Here is a 13,374-nt window from a genome sequence, read left to right on the forward strand (position 1 = left end):
CGATGGCTCTATACTCCTTACTGACTTTACCGCCCGGACGGGTGGTATTTGTCTGGCCTGCTTGGATGTCAGTGGCGATGCTTTTGCATAACCAATGAACATCAGGAATAGGATGAAGAGCAAATGGCAATAGCAATTATCCTGATACTAATCGTTATTGCATCAGTGCTATTCCACATACTCGCGCCCTGGCATGCGACACCGGCCGCGTCCAACTGGGGGTCCATAGACACCACCCTGTTCATCACCCTGATCATCAGCGGAATATTCTTCATTGCCATCGTCGTATTCATGGCAGTCGCGGTGATGCGGTTTCGTCACAAGGAAGGTGCCCGGGCGGCCTACCAGCCAGAAAACAAAAAGCTGGAATTATGGTTGATCATCGTGACCTCGATAGGCATTGCCGGGATGTTGGCGCCAGGCCTGGTTGTTTACGATGATTTCATCCGGGTGCCGAAAAATGCCTACGAACTTGAAGTAGTCGCCCAGCAGTGGCAGTGGGCCTTTCGTTTTGCCGGTCAGGACGCAAAGCTGGGCAGATCGGATATCAAGTTTGTTGATTCATCCAATCCCCTCGGCCTTGATCCCAAAGATCCTCTAGGGCAGGACGATGTGCTTGTAATGAATAATGAAGTTCACCTTCCGCTCGATCGGCCGGTGAAAGTCTTACTGCGCGCTAAAGACGTTCTGCACGATTTCTACGTTCCGCAAATTCGCAGCAAGATGGACATGGTGCCAGGGATGGTGTCGTACTTTTGGTTTACGCCGACTAAAACCGGAAAGTATGAAACCCTTTGCGCTGAATATTGCGGCGTAGGTCATTACAACATGCGCGGCCATATGATCGTGGAAGAACAGGGCGTCTTCGATCAATGGCTGAAAAGCCAACCGACTTTCGCGCAGACATTAACGACGGCCGCCAGGCCCGGTCGGGACGGCCTGGTGGAAAAAGGCCGCCTGCTGGTCGAAAAATACGGATGCAGTGCCTGCCATAGCCAGGATGGCAGTACCAGTCTCGGCCCAGGATGGAAGGCGCTGTACGGCCGCGCTGAACAGCTGGCCGATGGCTCCAGCGTGCAGGTCGACGAGGCCTACCTGAAAGAGTCGATTCTCGATCCGAAGGCCCGCCTGGTACAAGGCTACCCGCCGGTCATGGTGGCCTATACTCTCTCTGACGATGAACTGGGTGCGCTCGTCGCCCTGATCAAATCACTGGGTGCTGCGCGGCAGGGCGATGAAGCTTCTACTGGCCAAGTATCGGGCCCAGGTGAGGACCTGGTGGCGCAGGGGCAGCGGCTGGCCGGGTCGCTTGGCTGTCTGGCCTGCCACAGTGTCGATGGCAACAAGGGCGTCGGCCCCAGCTGGCAGGGCCTGTATGGCAAGACCGAAACCCTTGCCGACGATACGAGCGTCAAGGTCGATGAGGGTTATCTGAAAGAATCGGTTCTTGATCCCGCTGCCAAAATCGTCAAGGGCTACGCAGCCATCATGCCGGCCTTGAAACCGAGCGACAAGGAGTTGGACGCGCTGATCGCTTTTATCAAATCCAAAGCGAATGCCAACGCTGATGCAAGCAAGGCGGAGCCAGGGAAGTAGCCGCAAAGCAGCCAGCAATACACTGAAACTTCGACAGGAGGATGATGTGATGGCCTATGCGGAGCAAGCCGAAACAGAAGCACTGCACGAGCCCAAGAGCTTCCTGACCAAATATATCTGGAGTCAGGACCACAAGGTCATAGCCATTCAATATTCCTTGACGGCTCTGTTCGTGGGGCTTATCGCCGTGGTGTTGTCCGACTTGATGCGCATGCAGATAGGCTTCCCCGGCAGTTTGGCGTTCATGGATGCCAGTACTTACTATCAGGCGATGACCATGCACGGCATGATCATGGTCATTTACTTGCTGACGGCCTTGTTTCTGGGGGGCTTCGGTAATTATCTGATCCCGCTGATGGTGGGCGCCCGCGACATGGTCTTCCCCTATGTCAACATGCTCAGCTATTGGTTCTACCTGGTGGCGGTAGTGGTGTTGCTCTCCAGTTTCTTTGTCCCTGGCGGACCCACAGGTTCCGGCTGGACACTCTACCCGCCACAGTCCATTGCCCGGGGGACACCGGGGGTCGAGTGGGGCATCGTGCTGATGCTCGTCTCACTGGCGATTTTTATTGTCGCCGCCACCATGGGTGGCTTGAACTACGTCACCACGGTGTTGCAGGCGCGCACCCACGGCATGACCTTGTTTCGCATGCCGCTCTCGGTATGGGGAATCTTCATGGCCTCGATCATGGCCTTGCTGGCCTTCCCGGCGTTGTTCGTCAGCGCGGTCATGATGCTGTTCGACAAGCTATTGGGCACCAGCTTCTTCATGCCGGCGATGATTTCGCTGGGGCAGCAGCTCGATCACCAGGGTGGCAGCCCGATATTGTTCCAGCACCTGTTCTGGTTCTTCGGCCACCCGGAGGTGTACATCGTTGCGCTCCCGGCGTTTGGCCTGGTCTCGGACTTGATCAGCACCCATGCGCGTAAAAATATCTTCGGTTATCGAATGATGGTGTGGGCGATCATTGCGATTGGCGTACTCAGTTTTGTGGTCTGGGCACACCATATGTACGTCAGCGGAATGAACCCGTACTTCGGCTTTTTCTTCGCCGTCACCACCTTGATCATCGCGGTGCCGACCGCGCTGAAAGTCTACAACTGGGTACTGACCCTGTGGCGCGGCGATATCCATCTGACCGTGCCGATGCTGTTTGCCCTGGCCTTTATCGTCACCTTCCTGGTCGGCGGACTGACCGGCTTGTTTCTCGGCAATGTGATCGTCGATATACCGCTCTCGGACACCTATTTCGTCGTGGCTCATTTCCATATGGTCATGGGCGTCGCGCCGGTATTGGTGGTGTTCGGCGGCATCTACCACTGGTTTCCGAAAATAACCGGGCGCATGACCAACGACATCCTGGGCAAGCTGCATTTCTGGATTACCTTCCTGGGTACCTACGCCATCTTCTTCCCCATGCACTACCTGGGTTTCCAGGGCATGCCGCGCCGTTACTACGCCTATGAAAACTACGCGTTCATCCCGCAGTCGGCGCAAGAGTTGAATGCCTTCATTACCGTGGTCGCATTGACCGTCGGCGTTTCCCAATTGCTGTTTGTGTTCAACCTGGCCTGGAGCGTATTCAAAGGCAAACCCGCGGGCAGTAATCCCTGGGGCGCGGCCAGCCTGGAATGGCAAACGCCGGACACCCCACCGGTACACGGTAACTGGGGAGCGAAGCTGCCGGTGGTGCATCGCTGGGCCTATGACTACAGCGTGCCGGGGATAGAACAGGATTTCGTTCCGCAAACGGTCTCCGCCGAGGAACTGGAGCAAATGCGGCAACTCGGTGCCGGAACCAGAATAGCGGACGTTAAAACATGAACAGACTGCTATTGAGAAACGCCGACGGCGCTGACCCCGGCGGCAGTTGGAATCGCGATCCCGAGGGCATTCAGGCCGGCGAGGGTGCCGATGGAAGCCAGACCGCAAGGCTAGGCCTGCGCTTGTTTCTGGTAGTGGTGAGTTCGTTATTCTTTCTCTTTCTGCTCGCCTTTATCGCCCGCTCGCAAATGGTCGACTGGCTACCCCTGACAGAACCCATGGCGCCGCTGGCCAATCCATGGCAGCTGTGGGTCAATTCGGCTTTCCTGGTATTGAGCTGCATCGCACTGCAGTGGTCGCGCATGGCCGCCCGCCGGGCTCGAATGGACGCAACGGTCATTGGTTTTGTATTGGGGGGAGGATTTGCCATTGCCTTTCTGGCGGGGCAACTCTGGGTCTGGCAGCAGTTTGTCGCCTGGGGCTACTTTGTCACCAGCAATCCGGCCAACAGTTTCTTCTACCTGTTGACCGGTGTGCACGGCTTCCACCTGTTGGGTGGGTTGATTGCCTGGGCCAGGACCGTCGCTAAAATCCTGCGTCATGTGCCGTTGCCGCAACTCAGCGCCAGCGTAGAGCTCTGTGCCATCTATTGGCATTACTTGTTGGGTCTCTGGTTTGTGCTGTTCGCGCTGCTGACCAGCACGCCGCAAACCTATGAAGCCATCGCCAGATTCTGCGGCCTGAGGTGAAAAACCATGGCATCGCACCCGCAAGCCCACGCCCAAGCCGAGACCAGTTCAGCCAATCCACCAGGCTCGCCACCCGCACCGGGATGGGCGGGCATCGCCAGCGACTGGGCCTCGGATAAAGAGGCCTTCAAGCAGGTCCACTGGGGCAAGGCGATGATGTGGATATTCCTGCTCAGCGATACTTTCATCTTCACCTGTTTTCTGACCGGCTACATGTCGGTACGCATGACCATCACCACCGCCTGGCCGAACCCCAGTGAAGTGTTCGCCTTGACGATCGGCGGCAGGGAAATCCCGCTTATTCTGATCGCCATCATGACTTTTGTGCTGATCAGCAGCAGCGGCACCATGGCCATGGCCGTCAACTTCGCCTATCGCCGTGATCGCGCGAAAACCACGGCCCTGATGCTGGCGACCGCGGCCTTGGGTGTGACCTTCGTCAGCATGCAGGCATTTGAATGGAGCAAGCTCATCGCAGAAGGAGTGCGCCCCTGGGGGAACCCCATGGGGGCGGCGCAATTTGGCGCCAGCTTTTTCATGATCACCGGATTTCACGGACTGCACGTGTCAATCGGCGCCCTCTACCTCAGCATCGTGGCGCGGAAAGTTTTGCGCGGAGATTATGAGCGCTCCGGAAATTATCAGAACGTCGAGATAGCAGGGCTTTACTGGCACTTCGTGGATTTGGTGTGGGTGTTTATTTTTGCTTTCTTCTATTTGTGGTAGAGGAGCACGAGTGATGGCACATGCTCAGGGTCAGCAACATCCAATCAGTTTGTACCTCAAGATATGGGGACTGTTATTCGTCCTCAGCACGATGTCGTACCTTGTCGACTATTTCCACTTCCATGGCTACCTTCGGTGGTTCCTGATTATCACGTTCATGTTGTTGAAGGCGGGTTTGATTGTCTCCATCTTCATGCACATGGCCTGGGAGCGGTTGGCCATGGTCTACGCGATATTGGTGCCACCGTTGTGTTTACTGGTGCTCGTCGGACTGATGGCCACCGAAGCAGATTATGTTTTCCTCAGCCGGGTCATTTTCTTTGGTCAATAACCAGCTTTCGGATGGCCTTGAGTCTCCAGGAACTAACCCGATATCACTCGTTTGAACTGATGCCATTTGTGCTGCCAGGCTACAGTCCAGTGGGGGGCTGCCGCTCCCGTGCCGGCGATTTTCAGCATTGGATGATGTCCGATGACCTGGTCCAGGACCGGTTCCTGATTCGGTTCAACATCCACGAAGAAGATATGTTTGCCTTCTTTTACCGCCTGACTGAAATTGCGGAAGTGAGTGTTCGGCACCTGGAACCCGAAAAAACCGCCTTCCCAGATGCAGAAACCAAAAACAACAATGGCAAGGAAGATAAAGGGCATCCAGCCTACGGCGGATTCGGTCCAGCCCATCCAATAGGCGCCACCCAGGACCAGCGCTGCGAGTGGTACACCTATCACCGCACCAATCTCACCGGAATGAACAGCATCCTGTTCCATTAACGAGCTGATCTCGTGGAGGTGATGTTGTTCAACATCAGCAACTTTCTCACTGAGCACATGAATCTGTTCGGAATTGATGCCGCTGGCTTCCAATTCATTTTCAACGGTTTCAAGTTCGTTGAGATTGTCACTGATGTAATAGTGTCGATTCATGCCACACCTCCGATCTAGAGTTTGCTGTAGACCTCCTTTGTCCGGCAGCCGTTAACCAGGATTTTGCAGTTGGTATCTGTACCAAGGGGAACGTTGCACACTTCATGCAATCTGAGCGAAGTATAGCACTCGCCGGCAGGCGGACCGGCCGGCAACTTGCGACACCGCCAGTGTCGCGAGATCAACCGCAAGGGCACGCTAGTTGATCTGCACAATGACCGGACCTTCGGTTACGATCGGCGGGTTCGCCCGGATATTCGAGGTGTTTTTCTGAATCCACTCACGCGCGACTTTCGAGCTCGCATCACTGCCGGCCTTGTCCTTGCAAACAGTCACCGACGTACCACCATCTCCCGTATTCAATAGTGTGTAGCTGACCAGGCCAGGTACTGTCCGCAGGGTAGCGTCTATGTCGACATTGCGTTCTTCCAAAAGCTTGAAAAGCTCCTTTGCTCCAGCACCCAGGTAGGTTCGTATAACCGCATACATGGTCGTCTCCTTTGGGACTACCGATCTGTTGATGGTCGCAATCACTCAGGTTTCAGTTCGCCCTGATTTATTAAGCTTAGCCAAGCACCGGCGACAATCTGAATGCAACGACCACCGGCCACTTCTGGGCGTTTTCTGCCGATCGCTGAAGATTTCATGCGCCGTAAAAAGCGGCTATTGCAATGAGCGCAAGAAAACAGACCAGTTGAACGCAAAAGAAGGTAAACCGGACTGCGACGAATGCATTGGTCTGCACATGGGATACGTGAACCAGTGACTGGCACACGCGAGCGATCAGGACGAGTGTGGACAAGGAGTTCACTGCTGGACCGTTGATATCAAGGGCTGAAATCACGAACACGATGACGGCAAAGACAGGCAGGTTTTCCACACAGTTGGCGTGTGCCCTGGTCCCGCGCTGGTACCAGTCTGCGCCTTCGAGCTGATCGCTTCGGAAAGAGGCGATCGGAGCACTCGAGAACAGGATGGCGACCCAGCGATAAACGCCGACGGTTGCCATCAACAGCAGCAACGTCCAGGTCGCAAACCCAAGCAGCATCCACATCGGTATCGTCATGGCCGCCATCCTCGATAGATTGTTAACAGCACGTCTTCCCACAGCGCGCGGCCGACGAGCAGTCGGTCGCGCGCGGTCACTCAATTGCTCATGATCGGGGCCAGCGCGGCCTGAATCCTGGACATCTGTGCAGGCGTTGCCATCTGCGTCAGCAGCCGGCCAAAGTGAGGATGCTGCACGCCCGAGGCAATGTATTGCCAGCGGTACGCGCCCAGCACACTGGCCTTGATTTGCGCGGCCTCGTCGGCACTGAATGAACGTGAAACATTACCCATGAAGTAGTCGGCATCGGATGCCGACTGTGCCAACAGGATTGCGTCGACGGCCGATACCAACGCAATCAGGTCATTCACCGCCTGGTCGCGCTCGGCTGGCGAGAGCTTCGCGTGCTCCGCCTGCCACTCCAGTTCATCGAGTACGACGTGCCGGCTTTCATCCTTCCAGTGAAATTTGAAGACGTCCTTGAACAGCGGGCACAACTCCTCGCGCGGTGCGATGCTCTGTACGTAGTGCGACTGAACGAACAGCTCGATATGACAGGTCAGCGCCAGCACTGACCAGGTGCTGGCCGCCAGTACCGCGCGCGCCACATCGTTTGGATCGGCAACTTGACGATAGCCCGCAGGCAATTGCGAACCCATCATCGTCTCCATGCGTCGGAACAACGCCTGGTGCTTGATCTCGTCGTTGGAAAAACGCACCAGCGCTTCGAGTGCGAGTTGATTGTCAAATACATGGGCCCGACCTTGATCGAGCATTTTGGCACTGATAAAGCGCTCCACCAGGCCAAAGAGATACGCATAGGTCCGGCCCTGAATCTGACTGAGCAGGCGTGCCTCGGCCGGGGTGAGAAAGGTCAGGCGGTCGATCTGCGACAGTCCGTCGGGCAGGAATTTGCACGAGAAGTCGAAACTCCGGTCCCGCAGCAGATCGCGATCGATCTGCCATTCGGTTTTTTTCGATGACCTGACAATCCGGGCATAACGGGCGGCGTTGCCCGAGTCTGAGCCGGGTAGGGTAACGACGGTGTTCATAGGGTTCTCCTGTTGTGGAGTCGGGCAATTAGGGTTGACGCCGGAGCCAATGACCTTGGGTTAAGCCTCTGGGAACAGTCTCGATCTCTGAATCCGCGCTGGTGCTAATCTAGGTCTCGCGGTTCAGGCGGCAAATGACCGGCGCGCCTGATTACATGCTCCGGACTCCGGAAAGGAGGGCTGGCAATTGCTGGATGCGCTTTCTGATGTATTGCGGGTGATTCGGCTGTCTGGAGGGGTGTTCCTCGAGGCGGAACTCACTGCGCCCTGGTGTATCAACGGAAGGCTTTCGGCGGATGATTGCAAACCGTTCCTGGCGGTACCCCGGCATATCATTGCGTCGCATTTTGTCGCGGCGGGGCGCATGCAAATACGCATCGATGGTGACACCGCCATCGATGTGGGGGCGGGCGAACTCGTTCTGCTGCCTCGCAATGACGCTCACTCTTTTGGCAGCGACCTGAGCGTTGCGCCCATGCCTGCGAGAGAAGTGATTCAGCCACCGCAAGTTGGTGGAATTTCACGGATCAAGTACGGTGGGGGCGGCGAGGCCACGCAGTTGTTGTGTGGATTCCTTGGCTCTGAAACACCCTTCAGTCCGTTGCTTTCGTCGTTGCCGTCCTTGTTGAAACTGGACGTACGCGCGACGGCTTCAGGCGCCTGGATCGAAAGCTCGTTCCGTTTTGCTGTCAGTGAAATCGCGGCGGGCCGCGTCGGTTCGACAACGGTCATCGCCAAGCTATCCGAGCTGCTATTCGTCGAAGCCGTCAGCCAGTATGTCGCCAGCCTCCCCGCCGAGCGGCGCGGGTGGTTGGCGGGCTTGCGGGATCCGCATATCGGGCGTGCGCTGGCGCTACTCCATGCTCGTCCGACCGAAGGCTGGACGGCTGAAGCCCTGGCGCTTGAGGTGGGCATGTCGCGCTCGGTTTTCGCGGAGCGATTCACGGCGTTGGTCGGACAGCCACCGATGCAATACCTGACACTCTGGCGTATGCACGTGGCGGCTCAACACCTGCGCGAAGGTCGCGGCAATGTGGCGCAAGTCGGCTTTGCAGTTGGCTATGAATCCGAAGCCGCGTTCAGTCGCGCATTCAAACGCCAGTTCGGCACATCCCCCGGCACTTGGCGCAGACAGTCAGCATGAGAAGGTCCGGTGCCGGTGGACACCCTGAAAAAGCCAGGCAGCCAATGTATGGCCATCGACCCAAAGCCGACTGTGATCTCAGGCGGCTTTGGGTTGAAAGGGTCATGCAAGCGTTTTTTTGCGTTTGCTGACGACTAGATCAGCCGGTTGATAGACGACGCTAGCCCTTGCCTTTGCCTCCGCTACCGCTACCGCTGCTGCCACTGCCACTGCCACTGCCACTGCCACTGCCACTGCCGCTGTTATCTCCCGGGTTATTGTTGACCTTGACCTGTGGCCCGACACCATCTCCCGTACGGAATGTCGGTAACGCAACGGAGTCCACGAATTTCACGCCGTCCCAGCTGGGCAATGGCGTGGGCATCAACTGGAACTGGCCCGGGTGCTCGGAGTCCCAGCGCAACAGCATCGACGTGTCCTCGTGCTGGGTGTTGTGGCAGTGCTCCATATAGGTACCGGCAAACTCACGGATGTGTATGGCCATTTCGACACTGTCTCGGCTCTCAGGATGGCGGCCTATATTGTAGGTATCCTTGCGCGCGCCTTTTTCCCATTCAGGTGGTGGTCTGCCACCTCGAGTGAGAATGATCCCTTCCTCGAAGTGCACATGCACCGGGTGACTCCAGCCATTGCCGCCGTTCTGGATCTTCCAGATTTCCAGCGTACCTTCACCCTTGAACCCGGCCGGTGTCGGGCCAGTGGCCAGTTGTGGCGCGGCGGAAATCCGGCGCGGGTCCATGTTGAAGCCTCGGCCGCCATCGGTCTTGATCGTCCAGGGGGTAAAATCCGTGCCGTTGGAGCGGCCAAAGATAAAGGTGCGGTGCCGCGCCTGGGCAAGCCGGGCGATATCGGCAGGGTCATCACGGTGCAAGGGCAGGGGGATCATGAACTTGCCCTCGGGCTTGCCAGGCTTGGCGGGCTCGAAGTCGACCGGATTCATGCTGACATCCTGGCCGGTGTAAGGCTGGACGTTCAGTTGCAGGAACAGGCCCACGCCCGGGTCACCGTTGACCCACTGTGGCCCGTGGCTGGTTTGCCTGACCACGGGCAGGTACTTCTCGGAGAGTACATCCGCCAATCGAATGTCACGTTTTGGACGCTTGCCGTCTTCATGCTCCTCGATGTTGACGAAGAAAATCCTGTCGCCCGGCTTGATGCCGTTTGCCGCGAAGTCGATGACGATGTCAAAGCGCTCGCCAATGCCCTGTATCGGCAGAATGGCATTGTGGTTCTGTGTGTCGCCGTCGCCATCGAGGTCCAGGCTGCCATCGAACGGCACCGCGTGTTCCATGATATTGCCGTCGTTGGCAATCATGTGGAACGGCACCCGGTTATAGGAAACCCCGGAGTTATTCGGGCCAGGAAACTCGCCACCATTACCATTGACCTGACGCACCACCGCCAGCTTGAAGTAACGAGAAACCGATCCGTTGAGAATACGGAAACGGATGCGGCGGGCACGTACGTCCAGGAAGGGCTTGTATTCCCAGTTGGTCAGCACCTGGTCACCGAGAAAACCGTCGGTGTTGAACGGGTTGAACCACAACTGGCCGGTCTGGTCCCAGGCCTTGTCGGCGATCGTCAGGTTGATGTCATAGTCGCGGTTACCCCAGCCCAGCGCCGAACCGCTGGGCAAGCGCAGGTTGACCCCGTCGTCGACCGCCTCGTTGCCCCGGTCCACGGCGCTGTAGTAGTTCATCATCGTCGCGTTGCCCTTGTAGACATTCTGCGCGGTGAAATCGAGCATGTGGTCGTGGAACCAGTGGGTGCTCATGGTTTCGCGCCAGTCGCCACGGATCTTGATGGTGCCGTGGTCGCAGGTCTTGAAGCCGGGGGTGGCGTCGTTGACGAACAGGGTTTCACCGGGGTCGCAGGGGAACGCCGCCCGTGGGTCCTGCGCCGTGGTGTTGATGGTGTCGTAACCGGCCAACTGGATCGGCCAGCGATAGTCGTAGTACTGGCCCGGGAAGAAGAACGCGTTGGTAAAGCCGTCGCTTTCCGCGGGCGAGTGGCCGTTGTGTTCATGGGTGGTAAGGGTGTGCAGGCCAAAGCCCCGGTTGGCCGACGGGTCAATGGGCAAGGCATCGTAATGACGCATCAGCATCGCCTGGCCATAGCGTACCAGGAGCAGTTTGGGCGGAAAGGTGCCGTCGAAGGTCCACAACGCATTATGGTCCTGGACAGGAAAGTTTTCGTGAAACTGCACTTGAATGCCCTTGGTGGTGCCCTCGTTGGCCGGGGTGCCATTGGTGTTGTGATAGAGCCCGCCTGGCGCAAATTCCCCCACGGCGTAGTTATGCCGTTGCATGTGATCACGCAAGCCGCTGTTGACGTGCGCGCCGGCTTGCACAGTCTTGAAGTCGTCGCGCGGGAAAAACTCATTGAAACGCTGGTGCGACCAGCCTTTTCCCGGTGGCCGGCCTTCTGCGGGCGAATCGACCCGGCGATTGAGGAAGTCCTCGATCTGCGCCTTCCAGGGGTTGCGGTCCAGTACATTGGAGAACTCTGTCGGGAAGGGCGTCAATGCCGGCTGCCTGAGAAAGGCATCCAGCGCATCCGGCGACGGGCCACTACGCGCTACCCGCAATGGATCCTGCGCCGGTGCGGGGCCCACCGTCGGGACCGGAAACGGAACGGGGGAAGGCGGGTCGGTCGCATCCAGTTTGTTCGAGCCGAACTCCTCGAACAGTTCAAGCTTCTGTGTGAACGGTTGAACCCCGAACACCGGGCTGGCATTACCGTTAGTGGGGATATTGAAGCTGGGTTGCAGATCGGGTGGCAGCACATTGTCGACCAAGGGGGTTTGGCGGTTACCGACTACTCCATTGGGCAAGTCGAAGGCGCCGACGTTTGCCGGCGGCAGTTTGAGCAAATCCCGCGATGCGGCATTGGGGTCGGCAGGCGGATTGGTGAACGCCGATGGGTCGGTAGGAGGCGGTGGATCGGTGTTGTCGAGGGGTGCAGCCTGGGTGTGGGACAAGCCCAGCCCCAGCATGATCGCGGCAGCAGAGATACTCAACGCCAGCCTGGTTTTGAACAATGGACTAGGATTCAACCTTCCGGTTTCTAGTTTCATCGCAAACACCTCTGACGGGATCCCCGGAGCGCGTGGCAATACCTGGGTAACGAGCCACGGCTTCCAGGCCGACTGGCGAAACGTTTTATTTCGAGCCGGGCTGTTGACGACGCAATTTTTCTGCCAAAAGTGAAAGGAATTGATTAATGGCTCTGCGCCACATCTCTATTGCTTGCGGGCTTTGAGCGGGCGTATCAGGAGCTGGGGGAAGGGCCCCGATAATGGGGAATACCCCCCCAATAAAGGGTAATGGTGTTAAGTCAAGGGCTCTTCTGTAGGAGCGAGCTAGCTCGCGATGGACTCAAGAGCGCTGCGTTCAGTCAGGAAACACGCGGCATCGTTAACGACCATCGTCGGAACGCCGCCCGGAGCAAGCTCGCTCCTACAATGGATCATGCTCGCATTACCCAATACAGGTTGCGATTGTGCGGGGTATTCGGGATAAGAGATGTGGTCGTTTACTGCCTGTCCCATTGTGCCTGCCGTCATTATTGACTGGATCGAACGGCTCCTCCGTCGATCAACAGGTTCTGCCCCGTCAGGTAGCCGGTATGGCTGCTGCAAACGAAGGCGCAAAGCGCACCGAACTCCTCGGGTGAGCCAAAGCGTTTGGCAGGAATTTCGGCACGGCATTCGCCAAGGAATATCTCACTGTCTTGCCCCGACGCTTCGGCGGCAGCGACCAGGGTGTCACGCAGTCGATCGGTATCGAATGAGCCCGGTTGCAGGTTGTTGATCGTCACATTGCGACTGGCAATGTTTTCCTGTCGGGCAAGCCCTGCGATGAACCCCGTCAGGCCACTGCGCGCGCCATTGGACAGGCCGAGGCTTTCGATAGGGGACTTCACGGCACTCGACGTGATGTTGACGATTCGGCCAAATCCGCGTGCCGCCATACCGTCTACCGTTGCCTTGATCAATTCGATAGGGGTCAGCATGTTGGCATCCAGCGCCTTGAGCCAGGTGTCGCGATTCCATTCGCGGAAATCCCCGGGGGGAGGGCCTCCGGCGTTGTTGATCAAAATATCGAAATGCTCATGGGCCTCGAGCGCTGCCGCCCGACCCAAGGGCGTCGAAATGTCTCCGGCCACGGCGATGACAGTCACCTCAGGATTTATCGCTCTGAGCTCACGGGCTGTTTCATTGAGCGTGTGTTCGCCCCGTGCGGTGATCACCACGTTCACGCCTTCGCGCACGAGTGCCTGTGCGCAGGCTTTGCCCAGGCCTTTGCTGGCGGCGCAGACCAGCGCCCAGCGTCCTGCTATTCCAAGATTCATGGGTGTTTTCCTGAAAG

The 13,374-nt window shown here is 57.6% G+C and carries 12 protein-coding genes; 6 read left to right on the forward strand and 6 right to left on the reverse strand.

Features of this window, described 5'->3' with window-relative positions; genetic code table 11:
• The first annotated feature begins 123 nt into the window (after positions 1–123).
• The 5 genes from RS887_RS28100 to RS887_RS28120 are packed head-to-tail and all read left to right on the forward strand — an operon-like array spanning position 124 to position 5,167.
• Positions 124–1,596: a cytochrome c oxidase subunit II gene (locus tag RS887_RS28100; protein ID WP_322617945.1), complete on the forward strand. Its 1,473-nt coding sequence runs from the start codon at positions 124–126 to the stop codon at positions 1,594–1,596.
• Between the two features lie 49 nt (positions 1,597–1,645).
• Positions 1,646–3,421, forward strand: coding sequence for a cytochrome c oxidase subunit I (gene ctaD / locus RS887_RS28105; protein WP_322618098.1), 1,776 nt, complete (start codon positions 1,646–1,648; stop codon positions 3,419–3,421).
• Complete coding sequence (locus RS887_RS28110) at positions 3,418–4,110, forward strand: cytochrome c oxidase subunit 3 (RefSeq protein WP_322617946.1); 693 nt, start codon at positions 3,418–3,420, stop codon at positions 4,108–4,110. Before ctaD ends, RS887_RS28110 begins: the two co-directional genes overlap by 4 nt.
• 6 nt (positions 4,111–4,116) lie before the next feature.
• A complete protein-coding gene (locus RS887_RS28115; RefSeq protein WP_322617947.1) occupies positions 4,117–4,836 on the forward strand; it encodes a heme-copper oxidase subunit III family protein in 720 nt (239 codons plus the stop codon).
• A gap of 13 nt (positions 4,837–4,849) precedes the next feature.
• Entirely contained in the window at positions 4,850–5,167 is a 318-nt protein-coding gene (locus RS887_RS28120) for a cytochrome C oxidase subunit IV family protein (protein ID WP_008017298.1), read from the forward strand.
• A 32-nt stretch (positions 5,168–5,199) separates the two neighbouring features.
• On the opposite strand, the gene RS887_RS28125 is transcribed toward RS887_RS28120, so the two are convergent.
• The 4 genes from RS887_RS28125 to RS887_RS28140 form a co-directional block, all read right to left on the reverse strand.
• The gene (locus RS887_RS28125) at positions 5,200–5,760 is read right to left on the reverse strand and encodes a magnesium transporter (RefSeq protein ID WP_322617948.1); all 561 of its coding nucleotides are present in this window, start codon (positions 5,758–5,760) and stop codon (positions 5,200–5,202) included.
• 198 nt (positions 5,761–5,958) lie between these two features.
• A complete protein-coding gene (locus RS887_RS28130; RefSeq protein WP_008017301.1) occupies positions 5,959–6,249 on the reverse strand; it encodes a hypothetical protein in 291 nt (96 codons plus the stop codon).
• Positions 6,250–6,403: 154 nt separating this feature from the next.
• On the reverse strand, positions 6,404–6,826 hold the full coding sequence (locus RS887_RS28135; RefSeq protein WP_322617949.1) for an MAPEG family protein: 423 nt from the start codon (positions 6,824–6,826) through the stop codon (positions 6,404–6,406).
• Between the two features lie 80 nt (positions 6,827–6,906).
• Positions 6,907–7,860 (reverse strand): diiron oxygenase, encoded by a 954-nt coding sequence (locus tag RS887_RS28140; RefSeq protein ID WP_322617950.1) that lies wholly within the window; start codon positions 7,858–7,860, stop codon positions 6,907–6,909.
• A gap of 187 nt (positions 7,861–8,047) precedes the next feature.
• On the opposite strand from RS887_RS28140, the gene RS887_RS28145 reads away from it, so the two are divergent.
• Positions 8,048–9,004 (forward strand): AraC family transcriptional regulator, encoded by a 957-nt coding sequence (locus tag RS887_RS28145; RefSeq protein WP_322617951.1) that lies wholly within the window; start codon positions 8,048–8,050, stop codon positions 9,002–9,004.
• A 160-nt stretch (positions 9,005–9,164) separates the two neighbouring features.
• On the opposite strand, the gene RS887_RS28150 is transcribed toward RS887_RS28145, so the two are convergent.
• Positions 9,165–12,080, reverse strand: a complete 2,916-nt coding sequence (locus RS887_RS28150) for a multicopper oxidase domain-containing protein (RefSeq protein WP_322617952.1) — start codon at positions 12,078–12,080, stop codon at positions 9,165–9,167.
• A 488-nt stretch (positions 12,081–12,568) separates the two neighbouring features.
• A complete protein-coding gene (locus RS887_RS28155; protein WP_322617953.1) occupies positions 12,569–13,357 on the reverse strand; it encodes an SDR family oxidoreductase in 789 nt (262 codons plus the stop codon).
• Positions 13,358–13,374: the final 17 nt, after the last annotated feature.

The organism is Pseudomonas sp. BIC9C, from assembly GCF_034541995.1.
In the GTDB taxonomy this organism is placed as follows: Bacteria; Pseudomonadota; Gammaproteobacteria; order Pseudomonadales; family Pseudomonadaceae; genus Aquipseudomonas; species Aquipseudomonas fluorescens_CC.

Bases quoted from the DNA above. Each gene is read 5' to 3' on its own strand.
- RS887_RS28100 (WP_322617945.1), top strand. From the start codon at position 124: ATGGCAATAGCAATTATCCTGATACTAATCGTTATTGCATCAGTGCTA.
- ctaD (WP_322618098.1), top strand. From the start codon at position 1,646: ATGGCCTATGCGGAGCAAGCCGAAACAGAAGCACTGCACGAGCCCAAG.
- RS887_RS28110 (WP_322617946.1), top strand. From the start codon at position 3,418: ATGAACAGACTGCTATTGAGAAACGCCGACGGCGCTGACCCCGGCGGC.
- RS887_RS28115 (WP_322617947.1), top strand. From the start codon at position 4,117: ATGGCATCGCACCCGCAAGCCCACGCCCAAGCCGAGACCAGTTCAGCC.
- RS887_RS28120 (WP_008017298.1), top strand. From the start codon at position 4,850: ATGGCACATGCTCAGGGTCAGCAACATCCAATCAGTTTGTACCTCAAG.
- RS887_RS28125 (WP_322617948.1), bottom strand. From the start codon at position 5,760: ATGAATCGACACTATTACATCAGTGACAATCTCAACGAACTTGAAACC.
- RS887_RS28130 (WP_008017301.1), bottom strand. From the start codon at position 6,249: ATGTATGCGGTTATACGAACCTACCTGGGTGCTGGAGCAAAGGAGCTT.
- RS887_RS28135 (WP_322617949.1), bottom strand. From the start codon at position 6,826: ATGACGATACCGATGTGGATGCTGCTTGGGTTTGCGACCTGGACGTTG.
- RS887_RS28140 (WP_322617950.1), bottom strand. From the start codon at position 7,860: ATGAACACCGTCGTTACCCTACCCGGCTCAGACTCGGGCAACGCCGCC.
- RS887_RS28150 (WP_322617952.1), bottom strand. From the start codon at position 12,080: ATGAAACTAGAAACCGGAAGGTTGAATCCTAGTCCATTGTTCAAAACC.
- RS887_RS28155 (WP_322617953.1), bottom strand. From the start codon at position 13,357: ATGAATCTTGGAATAGCAGGACGCTGGGCGCTGGTCTGCGCCGCCAGC.